The organism is Acinetobacter sp. YH12156 (assembly GCF_013418235.1).
Lineage (GTDB): Bacteria > Pseudomonadota > Gammaproteobacteria > Pseudomonadales > Moraxellaceae > Acinetobacter > Acinetobacter pseudolwoffii.
Genome location: NZ_VPCL01000002.1, coordinates 1 through 20,566, shown reverse-complemented (window position 1 = coordinate 20,566; position 20,566 = coordinate 1). Strand labels below are relative to the sequence as shown.

Below are 20,566 nucleotides of genomic sequence, written 5' to 3'. Positions count from 1 at the left end.
AAGCTTAAAACTGAACAATAAAAAATCAGGAGGTAGATAGTGAAATATTCAGCATATCAACCTCGCCCCGATCTGCTCAAGGATCGAATCATCCTGATCACAGGTGCGGGCGATGGCATTGGACGTGCAGCAGCAATCAGTTATGCCTTGCATGGCGCAACTGTGGTGCTGCATGGACGTACCTTAAACAAACTTGAAGTCATCTATGATGAAATTGAAAGTTTAGGTGCGCCGCAACCTGCCATCTTGCCGCTACAGCTTTCTAGCGCCTCGGAACGTGATTATGAACTTTTGCTGGATACCCTGGATCGTCAGTTTGGCCGTCTGGACGGAATTCTGCATAATGCCGGGATTTTAGGTGAACGGGTTCCGCTGGCGGATTATCCGGTGAATGTCTGGGATGATGTCATGGCGGTCAATCTGCGGGCACCTTTTATCATGACCCAGGCGCTGTTGTCCTTATTAGAAAAATCTGAGCATGCTTCGGTGGTGTTTGCCAGTTCAGGTGTAGGCCGCGAAGCCCGCGAACGCTGGGGCGCTTATTCGGTGTCTAAAATTGCCATTGAAGCGGTGAACCAGTTATTTGCCAAAGAGCAGGTGCATCCGAATATCCGCTATAACTGCATCAATCCCGGGGCAACACGTACTGCCATGCGCGCCAAGGCCTATCCGAATGAAGATCCAAAGACCTTACCTACACCCGATTCCATTATGCCGGCCTATCTGTATCTGATGGGTGATGACAGTCTGCATATGAATGGTCAGAGTATCGATGCACAAGATTAAAATCATCTTGATTTAATATCAGCAAGCGCCGCCTGCTGTTGCTGTCCCACAATTGCATTGAGTTGATTTTGGATACGCGAGTGTGACAGGAATGTCACACCTTAGCCATCACGACAAGGATGTTGGGTATGGCGAACAAAAGACTTTTGCCTACTTTGGGGCTGTCAAAAGTAGGATTTCGCCGACACAAGCCATTTAAATATTTGAAGAAAAGATGATGAGACAGCAGTGCAGTAATCGCTGCCTTTTCATTTCCGTTTGAGCTTCGCACAGTGAATAAATCTTCCGCAGCCTGATACAGCCAGCCTTGAGTTCCACTCAAATTACAGCATACTAAGCTCCAACAAATTTCACTCGAGTGCACCATGACTGAATTGACATACTCCCACCACTAAACTGAAAGTTATAGTGGGGGAATCTTTGCGACCCATGCAATCAAATTGATTACACCTTTCGATGCCACACTTGCGCTGACAAGTATTGTGGCACAGGAACTCTTTACACAGCACGAAGCCCTAGTGCATCAGCTAAAGCGAAATTACGGATATTTATACTCGCATTCACATCACGATCTTCAACCAAGTTGCAACTTGGACATTCAAACAATCTGACACTTAGCGGTAACTTTTCCATCTTATAGCCACAGCAAGAACAAGTTTTTGAACTTGGTACAAATCGACCAATTTTCAAAACATTCTTGCCATACCATTCAGCTTTGTATTGTAACAGCGTTAAGAATTGCCCCCATGCCACATCCGAAATGGACTTGGCTAGTTTACTGTTCTTAACCATGTTTTTAATTCCTAAATCTTCTAATGCATACGTGGTCGCTTGGTTTTCACAGATCAAGTGATGCGTTAGTTTGTGATGTAGGTCTAAGCGTTGCAAACGTACCTTTTCATAGATACATGCAACATTTAATTTCTGACGTTGATAATTCTTGGATTCTTTTTTCTTTCGAGCAAATATCTTTTGCTGAATTGCTAATCCATTTTGAGCTTGTCGTAAATATTTTGGATTTTCAATTTTTTGACCATCCGACTGAATCAACAAGTGATTTAAGCCCAAATCAATACCAATGGTTTTATCTGCCTCAATTATTGATGCTGTTACTTTGGCTTGATTAGTTTCAACTAAAATTGATGCGTAATACTTTCCTGTTGCTGTTTTACTAATAGTGACAGTTTTAATCTTTCCATCAAATTGACGACTAAATACAGCTTTAATGCCTTTTAATTTAGGTAGATTCAGTGTGCCTTTTTCAAAATCAACACTACCATGTTGAGGGCATTGATATGATCGTTGTGGAATTTTCTTAGACTTGAACTTGGGGAATTTCGCCCGACCTTTGAAGAAGTTTCCAAAAGCCGTATAAACATGAAGTAATCCACTAAGTAGGGTTTGACTGTTCACCTCATTGAGCCATGAGTATTGTTCTTGCTTTTTCATACTCACAAGCTGATCCTGAATATCTTTTCGGCTCAGTGATTTTTTATGTTCATCATAATATTTTTGTTGAAGTGCTAAAGCCCAGTTGTAAGTAAACCTAGCACAGCCGAAGTGCTTTTCGATTAGCACTTTTTGCTCACCATTCGGATAAATACGATACTTGTAGGCTTTCATTTGAACTTCATTCATACCTATAATTTAACAAATATTAATCTTGGTGTAAATAACATGAAGTCACATTACCACTGTGTTTATAAGCTAACTTATCATTTAGTGTTGGTAACAAAATACAGGAGAAAATGCTTTACAAATGAAATGCTCAATCGCCTTGAAGAAATCGTAAGAAAGAACTGTCAAGATTGGGAAATTGACTTGCTTGAGTTTAATGGTGAAGCTGACCACATTCATTTATTACTAGAAATGCACCCTAATATCATGCCAAGCAAGTTTATAAATAACCTCAAAACGGTATCTAGCAGACTTATACGCAAAGAATTTGATGCAGAACTAAAGCAGTATTATTGGAAGCCTGTACTTTGGACTAGGGCTTATTGCTTGCTTACAACAGGTGGTGCGACAATTGATGTAATTCGTGAATATATAAAAAATCAAGAAAGACCCGAATAACGAAAAGTCGTGCTATCCATCCCCACCTAAATTGAAGATTATAGATGGGGAATTTCGCACAGTTAGTTAAAATTGAAGGTCAACCCGAAATTGAGCATGTGATCAGCAATCAGGGGAAAGCCATGACTGCCGAAGATGTCCGTAGCTTTATTCAGGCACATGTACAAAAATCACTTAACGATTATACCGATCTGAATTACGCATATTAAAAGCCACGCAATTTATATCTATGAGGGCACTTCCTAAAAGTGCCTTTTTTTAGCCTGTGTTTTATCAGCCTGACAATCAATCGATTTTTTATATCAAATTTATAAAATTATTCGGTTTTTCAAATAAATTGTTCTGAGCTATGCTTTTCTGATTCCATATAGCTTAAATCAGGAACACAGCATGGCTGACCAAAAACGTAAAATTGACACCATTCGCCGCATCGAACATTTGCAGTTATCCGAGGCTCTCATTGTGGCACTCGATGATGCAGTTCAAGCTGAATCGGTGGCTGCAGCGATTCAGTCCTTGCAAGGTTTGACCGAGCAATGGAATTAATATCCAGAAAGTTTTTAGAATTTTCTGTGTTTTAAGCCGATCATAAATCGTTTCGGTGTGACTTCAATGCTGTTTTTTTGAGCTAAATCATCGATTTTAGCTTGCATGTTTGCCCTCACTTTGATGAGATAAGAACTAGGCTCAGCCTGTCGGGTCATCGGACAAATGCGCAGCCTAAGCTCATGTAAAATCATGACATAATCATAATATCTCTGCATTTGTTATAAAACTGGTGCCTGTTCTTCACAGTTTCTCTGTAATCTTTCCGTATATTAGACACAGTAGAACATGAACGATTTAATGAGGGTTCAACATGAAAAAGGTTTTGGTGGCATTAGCGATCTCCTGCAGTACATTCATGCTGAGTCATGTTGCAATAGCCTCCCCTCATTTCAATGCTGAATCACAAATGGATAGCCGTCATGGGCATGGCAAGAAAGGCCGTGAATTCCGTGAAAATGATCAAGGGCAACATGATAAACGCCGTATGCGTGAAGAACGCGGGGTCAAACGCCTGCAACAGCTCAGATGGCAGCCTGGCTATGTCATGCCGCAGCATTATCGTGGCAATGGCTATAAAGTCGAATATAAAGAGCATAACCTGCCTCGACCAGATCGCAAACAGCAGTGGTATAAAATTAACAATGACTACATTCTGGTCAATTCTGAAAATAACAGCATTATCCGGATTGTGGGGGATTAATTCACCATCCTGTTCAAGCTCCGATCCTCGTATCGACTCAACCATGTTTGGGTCTTTTTTTATTTTCAGCAATTGAAAATTTTTGAACTAAAACTCCTGCTGATTTTCACACTTTTGGTTCAAGTGATTTATCTTCTAAATTTCTTCATGAATTTAACAATTTAACTAAATAGCCCTCACGCTTTCTATGTACTTATTCGCTAATTTAATCTCATCGAAATCAGATCTACATTTTAGGTGAGAGCCATGAAAAAAGTCCTAACTACAATTGCGTTATCCCTAAGTGCTTTGTTGGCTACTTCTGCAATGGCAGCACCACAGCATGACCCGCGTTATAACCATAATCCGCATAAACCGGCACCGCACTGGAATGCCAAAGACAGTAAAAAATGGAATGACGACCGTCGCTGGAATGATGACCGCCGCCATAACAACCGTATGGTTAATCCAAGCCGTGACTGGCGCGTAGGACAAAGCTTACCGCGTCAATACGATAACAAGCGTTTTGAAGTGAGTGATCGCGAAGCTCGCCGTTTACCGAATACCGGCCGTTTCCAGCAATGGTACAAAGTCAACAATGACTACGTTCTGGTCAATGAACGTAGCAATAGAATTATACGAATCATCAATTAATTTTTCTCCATTGCTGCTCGTCTTGCAGACACCTGAAGTCCCCTTCAGGTGTTTTTTTATTTCTGCACTTCCACTTGCGTTTTTTTTCATTAGAATCAAAGCTGGATCTTCAATCATTGAAATAGGCACAGGCATGACTTCAGCAGAAACCTCACACAGCACAACATTGCAATATGTGCACTGGTTTCGCCATTCTGCGCCTTATATCAATGCGCACCGCAACAAAACCTTTGTGATCATGTTTGATGGTGAAGCGGTCTTAAATGACAATTTTCAACATATCATTCACGATATCGCCTTATTGCACTCTTTGGGCATTCGGCTGATTCTGGTACATGGTGCGCGTCCGCAAATTAACCAGAATCTGGCGCAGAGCCAGATCAGTACGCCCTTTCATCAGCAGCGCCGGGTAACCACCCGTGAATCCTTAAGCTGTGTGATGAATGCGGTCGGTTCGATTCGTCTGCAAATTGAAGCCCTGCTGTCTATGGGACTGGCCAACTCACCGATGTATGGTGCCCGTATTGATACGGTTTCAGGAAATTTTGTGACGGCCAAACCTTATGGCATTCGTGATGGCATAGATTTTCAGCTCACTGGTGAAGTCCGCGCGGTCGATACCGATGCGATTCAGCGACATCTGGACAGCCATAATATTGTGGTGCTTGGCCCGACTGGTTATTCCACCACCGGCGAAGTTTTTAATCTATTGGCTGAAGAAGTTGCGACCAAAACTGCGATTCGACTGAAGGCAGATAAGCTGATTTTTCTGGGCAAGCAGCATGGTTTAATGGACAGTAACGGCCAGCTCAAACGCGAAGTCACCCCGCAACAGCTGGATGACTATATTCCGGCAGAACAAGATGGGCTTGAAAGAGGCTTGCAACTTAAGGCAGCACAAGAGGCCTCCATGAACGGCGTACATCGGGTGCACCTGATTTCCTATGCCTATGATGGTGCGCTACTTGAAGAGCTGTTTACCCGTGATGGTTCTGGCACCTTGGTCACTGACGCACATTATGAAGAAGTGCGAATGGCAGATATTCAGGATGTCGGTGGCCTGATCGGCTTGCTGCGTCCGTTAGAAGAAGAAGGGATTCTGGTCTATCGTTCCCGTGAACGTCTGGAAAATGAAATTAACCAGTTTGCCGTGATTGAACGGGATGGCATGATTCTGGCCTGTGCAGCCCTTTACCCGATTCCGACCACGGGCGATGAATTACGTTCTGCAGAAATTGCCTGTGTCGCAGTGCATCCAAGTTATCGCCAGTCCAATCGCGGTAGCCAGATCTTGCATTATCTTGAAGAAAAAGCCAAAAGCATGCAGATTCAGCAGCTGTTTATTTTAACCACGCGTACCGCGCACTGGTTTCTGGAACAGGGCTTTGAACCAGCTTCAGTCGATGACCTGCCGGATGCGCGTCAGGCATTTTATAATTATCAACGTAATTCAATCGTTTGTAAAAAGTCACTTTAAGGTGGCTTTTTCTTTGAGTGCCTTAGCTTAATTTCAGATAAAGATATCTGACAATTCCAATTTAAATTTTAAAATGCCATTGCTGCTTTTTAGCTAAATATATCAGCAGATTGAATTTATAAAAATAAATATATATTTCATAAGCTTGATTAATTTTATTGGCAGATCTTCATTGTCATATAAATCACTTTTTCGCATAAGTTTTGCGTTTTTTTATTTATCTTTTTTCTTCATTAGAAATTCCTGAATAGTTATTTTTTTAGAAAAACAAAAACGATTAGCGTGTGTCTAGGTTTTATTCGCTAGTTTTCACTTTCGGGAGTTTTGCTTCATGCGCCAATCTAATGTTCAGTTTTTAGCAAAAACTGCAGTACTCGGTACTGCAATGGCTGGCGTCATGATGCTTTCTGGCTGTTCAAAACAGGAAGATACCACCACCCTAAACATTGGTTTCCAAAAATACGGCGTACTGCCAATTTTAAAAGAACGCGGCACGCTAGAAGCCTCATTAAAAAAACAAGGCGTAAATGTGAAATGGGTGGAGTTTCCGGCTGGCCCACAGTTACTTGAAGGCCTGAATGTCGGCAGCGTGTCTTTTGGTGAAGCAGGTGAAGCACCCCCCATTTTTGCCCAGGCAGCGAACTCAAATCTGGTCTATGTCGCAAACCAGCCACCAGCGCCTAAAGCCGAAGCCCTAATTGTACCGAAAGACTCCCCGATTCAATCGATTCAGGATCTGAAAGGCAAACGTGTAGTCTTGAACAAAGGTTCCAACGTGCATTATTTACTGTTGAAAGTTCTTGAAGCCAACAATCTGAAACTCAGCGATATTGAAGTGATTTACCTGCCACCCTCTGATGCACGTGCAGCTTTTGAACGTGGTGCAGTGGACGCTTGGGTGATTTGGGATCCATTCTTTGCCGCTGCTGAACATCAAATTGGCGCGCGTGTGATTGCCACGGGTGAGAACATCGTGAGCAATCACCAATTTTATCTGGCAGATCGCAAGTTTGCAGAAAGCCATCCTCAGGTGGTACAGGCAGTCGTCAATGAACTGAATCTGACCACGGACTGGGTTGCAAAAAACCAGGATGCAGCAGCCAAACTTCTGCAACAACCGACCGGTCTGGCCGTTGATGTCTTAAAAACCTCGATTTCCCGTATGGGCTTTGGCGTTAAACCTCTCACGACTGACGTGATTCAAAAACAGCAACAGGTGGCAGATGCGTTTTATGCGCAGCAGCTGATTCCACAAAAGCTGAATATTGATGCAGCGATTATTAAATAACAACAGAATAATTCGGGAATACAGATGAGTCATTTAAAAACGGTTTCCTACCTCAGTTTAGCCTTATGCAGCTTGGCTCTGACTGCTTGCCGGAAACACGAGCCACAGCGAAGCACTGCTGCAGAACATACAGCACGGCAACAGGTTCAAAGCATTGCGATGAGTTTTCAGAAATCAGCCTTGAATCTGCTGGTAGCACGCAATGACAAGCTGACCTGTTCCAGCGGGTTCAATTAATTCCTAATCACATTAGCGTCCAGCAACAGATTTGGTCGCCGACTACTCCACATTAATTTCTGAGCAATTTAATTTTAAGGATATAGAGCATGAAAATTTTCTGGTTTATCCCAACACATGGTGACAGTCGATACTTGGGCACCAGCAAAGGTGCACGCCAAGTCGATCATGCCTATATGAAGCAGATTGCAGTTGCGGTCGATAACTTAGGTTATGAAGGTGTCCTGATTCCCACAGGCCGTTCATGTGAAGATCCTTGGTTAACAGCAGCAAGTTTGATTGATGCAACGAAAAAACTAAAATTCCTGGTGGCACTTCGTACCGGGGTGACCACACCTGCGCTGGCGGCACGTATGGCTGCAACCTTTGACCGTTTATCCAATGGCCGGGTGCTGCTAAATCTGGTTACTGGTGGTGATGAGCAGGAGCTAAAAGGTGATGGCGTCTATGAAGATCACAAAACCCGCTATAAAACTGCCACTGAATACACCACCATCTGGCGTGAAATTCTGAAGCGTTCACATACTGGTGAAAGCTTCACTTTCCACGGCGAACGCTTAAGTGTCGATGATGCCAAACTCCTCTATCCACCTGTACAACAGCCACATCCGCCGCTCTGGTTCGGTGGTTCTTCAGATGATGCGGTTGAGCTGGCCACCGATCAGGTGGACACTTACCTGACCTGGGGTGAACCACCAGCAGCAGTCAAAGAAAAAATTGAAAATGTCCGTGCCAAGGCAGCCGCTAAGGGTCGTGAACTGAGCTACGGTATCCGCCTGCATGTGATTGTGCGTGAAACCAATGAACAGGCTTGGGCAGCAGCAGAAGAACTGATTCAATATGTCGATGATGCCACCATTGCAGCGGCCCAAGCCAAGTTCAAATCTATGGATTCGGTCGGTCAGCGTCGTATGGCTGAACTGCACAATGGTGACCGTAGCAAGCTGGAAGTATCGCCAAACCTCTGGGCCGGTGTAGGACTGGTGCGTGGTGGCGCAGGTACGGCACTGGTTGGTGACCCGGAAACTGTCGCAGCACGTATTCAGGAATATGCGGATTTAGGAATTGATACTTTCATTTTTTCTGGTTACCCGCATCTGGAAGAATCCATCCGTTTTGCCGAACTGGTGTTCCCATTCCTTCCACTGGAAACCCAGAAAAAATTGGCTCAACCGAACTTGACGGGTCCATTCGGTGAAATCGTAGCGAATAACTACACACCGGATGAGAACAAGCAGGCTGAGAAAATTCAGGAGTCTGCTTAATGTCGAAAGTCGTTTCCGTTGAAACCCTCTCAAAAAAGCAGGTTTCACGTGGAACAATTCTGGGGCGGCATTTGCTGCCCTGGCTGGTTCCAGTTATATTGATTGCCATTTGGCAAATTGCTTCCAGCACAGGTCTACTGGAAAGCCGGATTTTGCCTGCACCCACTGCAGTAATTTTGGCCTTCTGGAATTTATTGCTCAGCGGCGAACTCCAGACTCATGTACAAGTCAGCGCAGGACGTGCCATCAGCGGCTTATTGGTCGGTGGTGGTTTAGGTCTGTTATTGGGTCTGTTAAATGGTTCATCCAAAATCGCCTCTACCCTGCTCGATACCACTTTGCAGATGATCCGCAACATTCCGGCGCTCGCGCTGATTCCATTGGTGATTCTCTGGTTCGGCATTGATGAATCCGCCAAACTGTTTTTAGTCGCGATCGGGGTATTTTTCCCGATTTATATCAATACCTATCACGGAATTCGCTCAGTCGATCCCCAATTGATCGAGATGGGTAAAAGCTACGGCCTCACGCGTTGGCAGCTGTATAAAGAGATTATTCTCCCAGGAGCAATGCCTTCCATTTTAGTCGGGCTACGCTTTTCTCTAGGGCTGGTCTGGGTGCTTTTGATTGTTGCCGAAACGATTTCTGCCCAGTCCGGTATTGGCTATATGACCATGAATGCACGCGAATTCCTGCAAACGGATATCGTCCTGGTCGGTATTTTACTCTATGCCCTGCTCGGTAAACTGGCCGATGTGCTGGCAGTCGCCTTAGAACGATTCCTGCTGCGCTGGCATGCCGGCTATCAAAAATAAATTGAAATGAGGAGCATATAATGACTGATCTGAGTTTAGGGCGTCATGTCAATGACCCGATTGCACCACCCGAGCAACCTGCGACAGATATCAATCCGAATGCAGCCCTTGGTGCCGAAATCATTATTGAACAATTGCACAAATTTTATGGTTCAGTCAAAGTTCTAGAAGATCTGGATCTGCATATTCAACCGGGCGAATTTCTGGCGATTGTCGGTCGTAGTGGTTGTGGTAAAAGTACCCTATTGCGTCTGATTGCTGATCTGGAAAAACAGAGTTATGGCGAAATCAAGTTTAAATCCGCACGGCATATCCGTGAAGGAATTACTGCAGATGATATTCGGGTGATGTTTCAGGACCCGCGCCTGCTGCCATGGCGTAGCATCGAACAGAATGTACAATTAGGCCTCGGCAAAGAGCAACATGCCAAAGCTTCACACATGCTGGAAAAAGTGGGCTTAAAAGAGAAAGCCGGGCTGTGGCCATCACAGTTGTCTGGTGGTCAACGTCAACGGACGGCCCTGGCACGTGCATTATCGCATCAGCCCCGTATTCTGCTGCTGGATGAACCACTCGGTGCCCTGGATGCCCTGACACGTCTGGAGATGCAAAACCTGATCGAACGCTTATGGACCGAGCAAGGCTTTACCGCGATTCTGGTGACTCATGATGTCAGTGAGGCAGTGCAACTGGCAGACCGGATTATCCTGCTGGATAAGGGTCATATTGCCAAAGAGTTTCGGGTTGGGTTGCCACGTCCACGGCAAAAAAGTCTGAAATTTGCAGAACTGGAACAGCAAGTCTTACAGGCAGTTTTGGCCACCTAAATATCCGATGAAGCCCAGAATAGGGGAGTTTTGGGTTTCATCTTCAAGCCAAGTCCTGAGCTGAATTTAAAACTGCAGGCTAATCTGGGTCATAAAAGCATTCATTTTTTGACTCTATTTCAAAATAAAAATATTTCAATAATTTAAGTATTTTCATAAACTTGCATTTTTTGCTCTGGCTTGATGCATTTAAGCCATTTTAAATATTGATCTAGAGAATAAATCATCATTATTCAAAAAATTAGCCATGGACTGTGTGCACAAATCTGATGATTTGCCGTACAATTGAGGATTCCCATTTTTTCATTGTTTTTTATATTTGCTAATGGAACAAAAAAAGAGTACTCAAAAACGCAACCAGCTGCTGAATGCTGCACTAGATGTATTTTCCCTGTACGGTTTTAATGGGGCAAGTCTAGATGAAATTGCACAGATTGCAGAAATGCATAAGTCGAATATTTTCTATTATTATGAAAATAAAGAAGCCCTCTATGTAGAGGTATTGACCACCGTTCTACAAAAATGGCTGGCGCCTTTACAAACCCTTGAGGCCGAACTTGAGCCTGAAGAAGCGATTACCAACTATTTAATGCAAAAAATTGAAGTATCGCGTACCCAGCCTAAAGCATCTCGTTTGTTTGCTTTAGAGGTGATCCAAGGCGCACCGCATATACTGGAAATTTTAAAAGGCCCGCTAAAGAAACTGGTGAAGCGTAAGGCCAAAGTCATTTCTAACTGGCAGGAACAGGGCAAGATTTCAGCAGATATCGATCCTGAATTGCTGATTCTGAATATTTGGGCCCTTACCCAGAACTATGCAGATTTTTCGACCCAGATGGAAATGGTGACAGGGAAAACCTTGCGTAACCGCAGTATGCAGCAACGCATTATCCAGCATACGGTCAATATGATGTTATACGGCGTGATTCCACGTACGGATAAATAAGCAAGCGCTTCTGATTGGCATACGACCATAGCTGCTATGGTCGCCGAGCAAACTTACCCTTCTCTCTTATTTTACCATTCGATATAAATCTAATAACTTTTTCGCACCCAGTAACAGGTTTTCCTCCCAGTCCAGATGCGCAGTCTCATTGGCCCCATCCGTAATATACTTGACTGAAATCAGGCGAACACCGAGCTTCTTACACACTTTTGCCAGGGCATAACCTTCCATATCGACCAGATGACATGGCACTTTCGCACTACCGGTTTCAAAACTGTCGCCTGTCCCGCAAATTCCTTTGGGTAAATGTTCAAAGAAAGCCTCTAGTTCAATCGCGGCAGGATAATCCTGATCCATGGGTGTTACACCGACTTCAAAACCAAGTGGTGAAACATCCATATCACGCTGTACAAACTGACTGACTTCAATCAGTTCATGGGCATTAAAATGCGAGCTGCCAGCTGTACCCAAATTCAGCAAGGTTGTGCAGCCCGTTTTTTGAATCACCTCGAAGGCTTTAAAGGCTGCGTTCACTTTACCAATCCCGCTGTAATGCACATTTATGCCTTGAGCTTCAAACAAGCCTTTTGATTCATTGGGTAGCGCCATGATGAGTGCCAGATTGGACATTTGAAATACCTGATACAAAGAAAAATACAAAGAAAAGCGCTGACATTAGAAAGCAAAATTCGCTGAATGAAAAGCAGGAATGCGCTGATCGGATCCATTTAAAGCGTCGAAAAACAATCTGATTTGATATTCAGGAAAATGAATTTTCAAGAAAAATATTGCATAAAAACACAACAACAAGACGAAACGGCGAGATTATGGCAATATATAGCCTCTCGATATTTCCAAGCACTTGATTTGCCCATGCAGCTGCTCCGTCTAAATGCTTTAGCATCTCATTCTGAACTACCCAAAACGGCCTTGACGATCGGCAATTTTGACGGCGTGCATTTAGGTCATCAGGCGATGATCCGTCAGCTGCAACAGGTGGCTGAAGCACAGGGCTTAAAATCTGTTGTAATGATTTTTGAGCCGCAACCGCTTGAATATTTTAAGGGTTATGAAGCCCCACCGCGGATTTCATCCTTACGTGAAAAAGTCGAATACCTGACTGAACTCGGTGTGGACTATATTGCGGTGGCGAAATTCGATCATACTTTTCGCAGCCTGACTGCAGAAGCCTTTGCCGATATTTTAAAAGACAAACTCAATGCACAGCATCTGGTACTCGGTGATGACTTTCACTTCGGTAAAAACCGTCAGGGCAATAGCGAATTCCTGCGCAATTATGGTTTCCAAGTCACCAATTTAAGCACCATTGCTTTAGAGGGTGAACGGGTCAGTTCAACCCGGATTCGTCAAACTTTACAAGCAGGCGATTTAGCCCTTGCTGCCAAATTACTCGGCCGACCCTATAGCATTACCGGACGGGTGCAATACGGCGATCAGATTGGCCGAACCATTGATTTCCCAACCATTAATGTACGACTAAACCGGCATAAGCCCTGTCTGAATGGCATTTATGGGGTTGAAGTCATCTGTGAAACTGAATCCCTCAGGGATAAAGTAAAACATGATCATGCTACTAAAACAGGCATTGCGGGTTATGACCCCACTGCCCTGTTTGGTGCGGGTCATGTGGGAACACGCCCAGCCATCAAACAAGCCCATCCAGAATGGCGATTAGAAGTACATTTTCCAGATGTTTCTGCTAATCTGTATGGCCTGTTAATGCGGGTGACGTTCTTAAACTATTTACATGGCGAAAAGGACTATCCTTCGCTTGAAGCGCTAAAAGCCGGAATTGATGATGATGTCGAGAAACTGCTGGAGTTTCGTCGAAATCATCCTACATTTCCCTTTTAATATCCCATATTTTTATTGTAAAACGTGTCAGTAACATAACTGATTAGATTGGAAGACGACTTGCATGAGCGATAAGCAAACTCCTGAAAATGCAGTGGACTATAAAGCCACGCTAAACCTCCCAGGTACTGAATTTGCAATGAAAGCAAATTTGGCAGTACGTGAAGCGAAATGGTTAGAAGAGTGGTATGCCGACAACATTTATCAGCAGATTCGTGCGTCGCGTATTGGCAAGAAAAAATATGTACTTCATGACGGCCCTCCCTATGCAAATGGTCAAATCCATTTGGGTCATGCGGTCAATAAAGTATTAAAAGACATCATCATCAAAAGCCGCGTGATGGATGGTTTTGATGCACCCTATGTACCGGGCTGGGACTGTCACGGTCTGCCAATCGAACTCAAAGTTGAAGAAAAAGTCGGTAAAGTCGGCGTCAAGGTAGATGCCTCTACCTTCCGTAAAGCCTGCCGTGAATATGCCTACACCCAAGTTGAACTGCAAAAGAAAGACTTCGTGCGTATGGGTGTATTCGGTGATTGGAACAACCCTTACCTGACCATGAACTTCAAACAGGAAGCGGACATCGTACGTTCATTGGGTGCGATTGCCAAAGCCGGTCATATCGAGCCGGGTCTGAAACCGGTGAACTGGTGTCTGGACTGTGGTTCATCTTTGGCTGAAGCTGAAGTTGAATATGAAGATAAAAAATCAGATGCCATTGATGTCGGTTTTACGGTGGTTGATTTAGCGGATTTATCTGCACGTTTGGGTGTAACTGTTAGTGATTCAACAGACATCGTCATCTGGACCACCACGCCTTGGACACTACCTGCCAACCAGGCCGTTGCTGTACATGCCGAAATTGAGTATCAACTGGTTAAAGCACGTGGTGACGAAAAAGCAGCACAAAACTTTATCCTGGCCAAAGATCTGGTGGAATCTGCAACTGAGCGTTATGGTTTTACTTCATTCGAAGTAATTGCAGGCTTTAGCGGTAGCAAACTTGAACACCTTGTTCTGCAACATCCTTTAATTAGCGATCGTCAGGTACCGGTCATTTTGGGCGAGCACGTGATTGCCACCAGTGGTACCGGTGCAGTACATACGGCTCCGGGTCATGGTGTGGACGACTATAAAGTGGGCTTATTGTACAACTTGAAGGTTGACAATCCAGTCGGCGGAAATGGGGTGTATTTACCGACTTCGCCACTGTTTGCGGGTGAGCACATTTATAAAGCCAATCCACAAATTATTGCGGCGCTGGGTGAAGCCAATAAGCTGTGGGCACATAAGCCAATCAAGCATAGCTACCCACATTGCTGGCGTCATAAAACCCCGATTATCTTCCGTGCCACACCACAATGGTTTATCAGCATGGATGCCAAAGGCCTGCGTCAGGGCGCGTTGAATGCGATTGAAAATGACATCCAATTCGTTCCAGATTGGGGTAAAAACCGAATTCAGGCCATGATCGAAGGTCGTCCGGACTGGTGTATTTCACGTCAACGTACTTGGGGCGTGCCAATTCCGTTCTTCGTACATAAAGACACCAATGAATTGCACCCACGTACACCTGAATTAATCGAAATCGTAGCAAAACTGATTGAACAAGAAGGCATTGATGGTTGGTACAACCGTGATGCATCTGAATTCATCGGTGCGGACGCGGAGCAATACAATGCTGTACGCGATACGCTAGACGTTTGGTTCGACTCTGGTACCACCCATTATGCGGTACTGCGTGAACGTGAAGACTTAACTGATCCTGCTGATTTGTATCTTGAAGGTTCAGACCAGCACCGTGGCTGGTTCCAGTCATCGTTATTGACCTCGATTGCCATCAATGAACGCGCACCGTATAAAGGCTTGCTGACTCACGGTTTCGTGGTCGATGAAAAAGGCCGCAAGATGTCGAAATCAATCGGTAATGTAATCACACCGCAAGACATCATTAAAGATATGGGAGCAGACGGCTTGCGTTTCTGGATCGCCTCTGCGGATTACCGTTATGAAATGACCGCGGGTAAAGAAATCTTTAGCCGTGCATCCGATGGTTATCGTCGTATCCGTAACACCTTGCGTTTCTTGTTAGCGAACTTGAATGGCTTCAAACCTTCAACAGATGCATTACCAGTCGATCAGTTGATTGCACTGGATCAATACATCCTGCAACGTGCAGCGGAAGTTCAGAAAACCGTTCAGCAAGCTTATGAAGATATGAACTTCCATATCGTGACCAGCGCATTAACTAACTTCTGTATCAACGACCTCGGTGGTTTCTACCTCGACATCATCAAAGACCGTCAATACACCACCAAAGCGGACTCAAAAGCGCGTCATTCTGCACAAACTGCGTTGTATCATTTGGTACAGGCCTTTGTGCGCTGGATGGCACCGATCCTGAGCTTTACTGCACAAGAAGCATGGCCACTGATTCCTGAGCAATCAGAGAAATATGTATTCACCACTGAATGGTATGACATTCCGGTCGCGTCTACAGCCAACGTGATTTCAGAAGCAGAATGGCAAACCCTGATTGCGGTGAAGTCGGCCGTGAATAAGTTTATTGAAACTGCACGTGGTGCCAAAACAGTCGGCTCGAACCTGTCGGCGAAAGTTGAACTGTGGGCAACAGCAGAACTGAAAACCGTACTTGACCGTCTCGATGATGAATTACGCTTCGTTCTGATTACCTCGCAAGTGATCGTGAACGAGTTTGAGGCTACACAAGGTGAAGCCTCAGATCTTGAAGGGCTTAACGTGAAAGTCTCTGCGGCAGATGGCGAGAAATGTGTACGCTGCTGGCACGTGCTTCCGGATGTAAATACACATAGCTCACATCCAGGACTCTGTGGCCGTTGTATTATTAACCTTCCTACAGGCCAAGGCGAAGAGAGAAAATATGCCTAATACCCAGACTAAAAAGGGCTTATTCCAGTTCTATCCACATAATTTATGGTGGATTGGGCTGGCCATTGTGGCGATCATTCTGGATCAATGGACCAAATGGATTGCAGTGACGAATCTGAACTATGCAGATCCTATCCCTGTGCTGCCCTTTTTAAATTGGACACTATTGCATAACTATGGCGCTGCCTTTAGTTTTCTGTCCGATGCGGGTGGTTGGCAACGTTATTTCTTTACTTCACTGGCAGGGATTGTGTCTGTGATCTTTGTTTTTTGGCTGATGCGTATGCCAAAAAACATGAAGGTTTTACCGCTAGCAATTGCCCTGATTTTGGGTGGTGCAATCGGTAATTTAATCGACCGGGTCAGTCTCGGCTATGTGGTCGATTTTATTCATGTGTATTACCAGAACAGCCACTTCCCTGCTTTCAATATCGCAGACAGTGCCATCACGCTTGGCACTATTCTGATGCTAATTGATACCTTTTTCTTAGAAAAATATCGAATTCAACGGGCGCAAGCACAACATGACTGATTTTATTCATCCTAATGAAGAAACCCGGGTTGCAGACGGCTCTAAGGTCGAGCTGCATTTTTCTGTCGCGATCGAAAATGGCGTAGAAATTGACAATACCCGTAGCCGTGAAGCCCCGGTCAGCCTCACGATTGGCGATGGTAATTTATTGCCAGGCTTTGAAAAAGCACTGTTTGGTTTACGTGCCGGTGACCGTCGTACTGTAAGTCTGCCTCCGGAAGATGCTTTTGGTCCGTGGAATCCGGAAAACATCCAGAAGTTCGATACGGTGAAGTTTGGAGAACGTCCGATCGAGGGTCACATGATCGAGTTTGAAGACAAAGCCAAGGCGACCTTGTATGGTGTGGTACGTTCAGTCAATGATGACATCACCGAAGTGGACTTTAACCATCCACTGGCAGGCAAGAACATCACCTTTGAAGTGGAAATCTTTAAAGTAACCCCTGCCGGTCAGCAAGGCCTAAAGTTGATGTAAAACATCTGCTAATCGCATGATTTTTAAAAGCTCCTTCGGGAGCTTTTTTATACTCAGGATACAAATCATCTCTAGTCACCTCTCTGAAATCTGATTAATTTAATTGGATGATAAGAAACCCAGAAAGGAATAGGTATGAAAATTTATATTGTGGTCGGCAGTGTACGTGAGGGGCGTACCGCGCTTAAAGTGGCGCACTGGGTACTACAGGAAATTAAAAGCTATGGTTTTAGTACGCTTGAAATTGAAATTGTCGATTTAAAAGAATGGGCTCTTCCACTCTTTAGCGGTGCTCATCCGCCACTGACCGGGATCTATGATCAGCCCAAACAGCAAGACTGGGCAGACAAAATTGCGCGCGGCGATGCCTTTATTTTTATCACACCTGAATATAATCATGGCTACAGCCCTGCGCTAAAAAATGCGCTGGATTACCTTGCCAAGGAATGGCAAGGCAAACCGGCAGCCTATATTGGTTATGGTGTCACCAACGGTTCACGTTCAATAGACCAGATTCGTCAGGTCGGGACTCAACTTGGACTGATCGATACCAATGCCGTGATTGAAATCCGTGACATCTTCGCAAGAAATAAGGATTATTCGTTCCAGGGCAATGAATTTGATACTAAAAATCTAAAAGTAGTGGTGGATAAATTAATTCAGTATGTCAGTGCTTGAGACTTTAGCCGACAGCATCGTAGGTTTTCGCCTACAGCGACCGCTGCATTTAGCGGCTATGTACTACGCTTAGTTAGGACTATAGTCACTACATAGACAGACAGGACGTCTGCAAAGCGATACGACAACAATAACAAGCGCAAATCAACAGGACGTTGACAGATTAGACAGGAGTCAGATCTGAGAAGCAAATCCAGAAAAGCCTCAACAGGATGTTGAGGCTTTTTTGTTTTTAAGCTTAGATCGTGCTCAAACTAAAATATTCAGGTTGGGTTTAATGATTCATTTAATAAAAATGATGGACTGCTGCTTTGGTTGAATAATCATTCTTTCACTGCTATTTTTGAAATTCACCTGTCAGCTTTGACCTACAATCGATGCAGTTAAATGCCCTATTGGGCTACACTACTTCGGGCTATATTCGAGTCATACCAAGACAGGCAGTCTTATCAGAAAAATAAAAATATTCACCAAGCAGGATGCTGATCGGTATAACAGACATTATACCTTTGCCAGAATATGAAAAGGCCTTCACAGGATGTCGAGGCCTTGTTCTTTCATATCAGGATCATCTTAAAAAATTTACTCAGGTCGTCAGCAAATCATGAGCATTCTGTCTCGCTCGATATTTCATGTTCAAATGCAGCCTTTCAAAAAAAGGATTAAGGTGCGGTCATTTTTAATAACTTGGCTTGCGTGCCATCCTGAATTATCCAAAGCGTACCATCACTGGCCTGAATCGCGCCACGAATCCGCTCCTTCATATCCACACGCTGGACTTCTTTGACCGGATTCTGTGTCGTATCCACAATCACAAGCGCCTTGGAAGACAAACCAGTCGTGATCGCTTTATTTTTCCATTGTGGAAATACATTTCCTGTATAAAACAACAGATCTGAAGGAGAAATGACCGGCGTCCAATCCAGTGCTGGCGCTTCAAATTCCGGGCGAGTAGCATGGTCGGGAATGGGCTTGCCATCATAATGATCACCATTTGACACCACTGGATAGCCATAATTTTTAGCTTTGATGATCTTATTCAGCTCATCCCCACCCTTCGGGCCCATTTCAATCACCCAGAACTGCCCCTGTGGATCAAAAGCCATGCCTAAAGGATTGCGGTGTCCAAGACTCCAGATCTGCTGGGCAATTTTACCCTGATTCATAAAAGGATTATCAGCAGGAATTGAACCGTCATCATTTAAACGAATAATTTTACCGGCATTGGACTGCATATCCTGTGCTGGAGTAAATTGCTGCCGTTCCCCTGAACCGATCCAGAGCTTACCATACGGTCCAAATACAATCCGGTGTGCATAATGTCCCTGCCCTGAAAATTTAGGGACTTGAGTCCAGATCCGTTCAATTTGAGTCAATTGAGGGGCAGTCTGGTTTAAATCCAGTTTGCCACGGATCACCACTGCGCCATAGCCACCCTGACCTTGTTCAGCATAGCTGAGATAGACCCACTGATTGTTTGCAAAATCCGGATGTAAAGCGACTTCACCCAAGCCTCCTTGGCCACCATAGGCAACTTGAGGAATACCTTTAACTTCGACTTTCTGCTTGGTGCGTGGATCAAAAAGTTGTAATTTTCCTTTACGTTCGGTAATCAGTAAACGGCCATCTTTGAGTGATTCAATTGCCCACGGCTCATTAAATTGTGCCACCTGTGCGATCTTATATTTTTGTACATTTGAGGCTGTAGCTTCAGATTTAGAAGATGAGGTGGAAGCCTCTTGAATACTGCCAGAAGATGAGTTATCGGCATGACAGGCAGTCAATGCCAAAGCACAACAACTGAGTAAAATTTTTATTTTAAATTGCGCTACCATCATCCTCTCCACGCTTTTTTATTCTCTAAATTAATATCACAATACACAAGTCTTCACAGAAATTCAGCATAGAAAAGTAAACAGATATATTTGCAGCAACAGCAGAGACTCGTTTTATAGTATTTGAATGGCTTTGATTTTACTTTTGGATCTAGCATCTAAATACCTGCCCCAATTTCATCTACTTATAATATTATCCCGCGCACAAAAAAACACCCCCAACTGTTAAGTTAGGGGTGTTTCGAATAATGAGCTGGCGATGACTTACTCTCACATGGGTAACCCCACACTACCATCAGCGCAAAGAGGTTTCACTTCTGAGTTCGGGAAGGGATCAGGTGGTTCACTCTTGCTATTGTCGCCAGCACAACTGTTATGGACTTGTTCGGGTCTTATTTAACTACTTTTTTGTAGTGTTTGCCTTACTTCGTACCAAATAGAATACATTAACAGGTATATCTGAGTTGAACATTGTCTTACTAACGGTCTTCTGAATCAAGCTATTTTGCTTAATATCGAATCAATCGAGCTTTATACAACAACTGTTTGGGTGTTGTATAGTCAAGCCTCACGAGCAATTAGTATTGGTCAGCTTCACATATCACTATGCTTCCACATCCAACCTATCAACGTCGTAGTCTTCAACGGCTCTTTAGAGGAC

Annotated in this window: 21 protein-coding genes and 2 rRNA genes; 18 read left to right on the top strand and 5 right to left on the bottom strand. The window is 44.2% G+C overall.

From position 1 onward, the window contains the following. The first annotated feature begins 39 nt into the window (after positions 1 to 39). The gene (locus FTU87_RS03070) at positions 40 to 786 is read left to right on the top strand and encodes a YciK family oxidoreductase (RefSeq protein WP_180096667.1); all 747 of its coding nucleotides are present in this window, start codon (positions 40 to 42) and stop codon (positions 784 to 786) included. A 498-nt stretch (positions 787 to 1,284) separates the two neighbouring features. On the opposite strand, the gene FTU87_RS03065 is transcribed toward FTU87_RS03070, so the two are convergent. Beyond that, complete coding sequence (locus tag FTU87_RS03065; protein ID WP_249449770.1) at positions 1,285 to 2,409, bottom strand: transposase; 1,125 nt, start codon at positions 2,407 to 2,409, stop codon at positions 1,285 to 1,287. A 54-nt stretch (positions 2,410 to 2,463) separates the two neighbouring features. On the opposite strand from FTU87_RS03065, the gene tnpA reads away from it, so the two are divergent. The 12 genes from tnpA (at position 2,464) to FTU87_RS03005 (ending at position 11,599) form a co-directional block, all read left to right on the top strand. Continuing rightward, positions 2,464 to 2,862, top strand: coding sequence for an IS200/IS605 family transposase (tnpA, locus tag FTU87_RS03060; RefSeq protein WP_071850135.1), 399 nt, complete (start codon positions 2,464 to 2,466; stop codon positions 2,860 to 2,862). Positions 2,863 to 2,906: 44 nt separating this feature from the next. Then, positions 2,907 to 3,071, top strand: coding sequence for a hypothetical protein (locus FTU87_RS03055; RefSeq protein ID WP_180096661.1), 165 nt, complete (start codon positions 2,907 to 2,909; stop codon positions 3,069 to 3,071). A 181-nt stretch (positions 3,072 to 3,252) separates the two neighbouring features. Beyond that, positions 3,253 to 3,408, top strand: coding sequence for a hypothetical protein (locus FTU87_RS03050; RefSeq protein WP_005173373.1), 156 nt, complete (start codon positions 3,253 to 3,255; stop codon positions 3,406 to 3,408). A 313-nt stretch (positions 3,409 to 3,721) separates the two neighbouring features. Beyond that, the gene (locus FTU87_RS03045; protein WP_005173376.1) at positions 3,722 to 4,111 is read left to right on the top strand and encodes an RcnB family protein; all 390 of its coding nucleotides are present in this window, start codon (positions 3,722 to 3,724) and stop codon (positions 4,109 to 4,111) included. A gap of 246 nt (positions 4,112 to 4,357) precedes the next feature. Continuing rightward, complete coding sequence (locus FTU87_RS03040) at positions 4,358 to 4,744, top strand: RcnB family protein (RefSeq protein WP_180096666.1); 387 nt, start codon at positions 4,358 to 4,360, stop codon at positions 4,742 to 4,744. A 133-nt stretch (positions 4,745 to 4,877) separates the two neighbouring features. After that, positions 4,878 to 6,221: an amino-acid N-acetyltransferase gene (argA, locus tag FTU87_RS03035; protein ID WP_180001720.1), complete on the top strand. Its 1,344-nt coding sequence runs from the start codon at positions 4,878 to 4,880 to the stop codon at positions 6,219 to 6,221. Positions 6,222 to 6,552: 331 nt separating this feature from the next. Then, entirely contained in the window at positions 6,553 to 7,509 is a 957-nt protein-coding gene (locus FTU87_RS03030) for a sulfonate ABC transporter substrate-binding protein (RefSeq protein WP_180072362.1), read from the top strand. A 24-nt stretch (positions 7,510 to 7,533) separates the two neighbouring features. Beyond that, complete coding sequence (locus tag FTU87_RS03025; protein WP_180096665.1) at positions 7,534 to 7,746, top strand: hypothetical protein; 213 nt, start codon at positions 7,534 to 7,536, stop codon at positions 7,744 to 7,746. Between the two features lie 89 nt (positions 7,747 to 7,835). After that, a complete protein-coding gene (gene ssuD, locus FTU87_RS03020; RefSeq protein WP_180096664.1) occupies positions 7,836 to 9,011 on the top strand; it encodes an FMNH2-dependent alkanesulfonate monooxygenase in 1,176 nt (391 codons plus the stop codon). After that, positions 9,011 to 9,826, top strand: a complete 816-nt coding sequence (gene ssuC, locus FTU87_RS03015; protein ID WP_180072358.1) for an aliphatic sulfonate ABC transporter permease SsuC — start codon at positions 9,011 to 9,013, stop codon at positions 9,824 to 9,826. Before ssuD ends, ssuC begins: the two co-directional genes overlap by 1 nt. 20 nt (positions 9,827 to 9,846) lie before the next feature. Then, positions 9,847 to 10,653: an ABC transporter ATP-binding protein gene (locus FTU87_RS03010; protein ID WP_180096663.1), complete on the top strand. Its 807-nt coding sequence runs from the start codon at positions 9,847 to 9,849 to the stop codon at positions 10,651 to 10,653. Positions 10,654 to 10,978: 325 nt separating this feature from the next. After that, positions 10,979 to 11,599 (top strand): TetR family transcriptional regulator C-terminal domain-containing protein, encoded by a 621-nt coding sequence (locus tag FTU87_RS03005; RefSeq protein WP_005173402.1) that lies wholly within the window; start codon positions 10,979 to 10,981, stop codon positions 11,597 to 11,599. 66 nt (positions 11,600 to 11,665) lie between these two features. On the opposite strand, the gene FTU87_RS03000 is transcribed toward FTU87_RS03005, so the two are convergent. Next, positions 11,666 to 12,229 (bottom strand): 5'-nucleosidase, encoded by a 564-nt coding sequence (locus FTU87_RS03000; RefSeq protein WP_100357021.1) that lies wholly within the window; start codon positions 12,227 to 12,229, stop codon positions 11,666 to 11,668. 243 nt (positions 12,230 to 12,472) lie between these two features. On the opposite strand from FTU87_RS03000, the gene ribF reads away from it, so the two are divergent. From ribF to FTU87_RS02975, 5 genes are all read left to right on the top strand, one after another. Continuing rightward, positions 12,473 to 13,474: a bifunctional riboflavin kinase/FAD synthetase gene (ribF, locus tag FTU87_RS02995; RefSeq protein ID WP_180000678.1), complete on the top strand. Its 1,002-nt coding sequence runs from the start codon at positions 12,473 to 12,475 to the stop codon at positions 13,472 to 13,474. A gap of 64 nt (positions 13,475 to 13,538) precedes the next feature. After that, positions 13,539 to 16,385 carry an isoleucine--tRNA ligase gene (gene ileS / locus FTU87_RS02990; RefSeq protein WP_100534571.1) on the top strand — a complete coding sequence of 949 codons (2,847 nt, stop codon included), beginning with the start codon at positions 13,539 to 13,541 and terminating at the stop codon, positions 16,383 to 16,385. Further along, positions 16,378 to 16,917, top strand: a complete 540-nt coding sequence (gene lspA / locus FTU87_RS02985; protein WP_005173413.1) for a signal peptidase II — start codon at positions 16,378 to 16,380, stop codon at positions 16,915 to 16,917. The genes ileS and lspA overlap by 8 nt, the downstream gene beginning before the upstream one ends. Further along, positions 16,910 to 17,392 (top strand): peptidylprolyl isomerase, encoded by a 483-nt coding sequence (locus FTU87_RS02980; protein ID WP_100354970.1) that lies wholly within the window; start codon positions 16,910 to 16,912, stop codon positions 17,390 to 17,392. Before lspA ends, FTU87_RS02980 begins: the two co-directional genes overlap by 8 nt. 135 nt (positions 17,393 to 17,527) lie before the next feature. Beyond that, the gene (locus FTU87_RS02975; protein WP_100354971.1) at positions 17,528 to 18,070 is read left to right on the top strand and encodes an NADPH-dependent FMN reductase; all 543 of its coding nucleotides are present in this window, start codon (positions 17,528 to 17,530) and stop codon (positions 18,068 to 18,070) included. Between the two features lie 662 nt (positions 18,071 to 18,732). On the opposite strand, the gene FTU87_RS02970 is transcribed toward FTU87_RS02975, so the two are convergent. From FTU87_RS02970 to FTU87_RS02960, 3 genes are all read right to left on the bottom strand, one after another. Beyond that, positions 18,733 to 19,905, bottom strand: a complete 1,173-nt coding sequence (locus FTU87_RS02970) for a PQQ-dependent sugar dehydrogenase (protein ID WP_180096662.1) — start codon at positions 19,903 to 19,905, stop codon at positions 18,733 to 18,735. 251 nt (positions 19,906 to 20,156) lie between these two features. Next, positions 20,157 to 20,271, bottom strand: a 5S ribosomal RNA gene (gene rrf, locus FTU87_RS02965). Positions 20,272 to 20,462: 191 nt separating this feature from the next. Further along, positions 20,463 to 20,566: ribosomal RNA gene (locus FTU87_RS02960) — 23S ribosomal RNA — on the bottom strand; the annotation flags it as partial.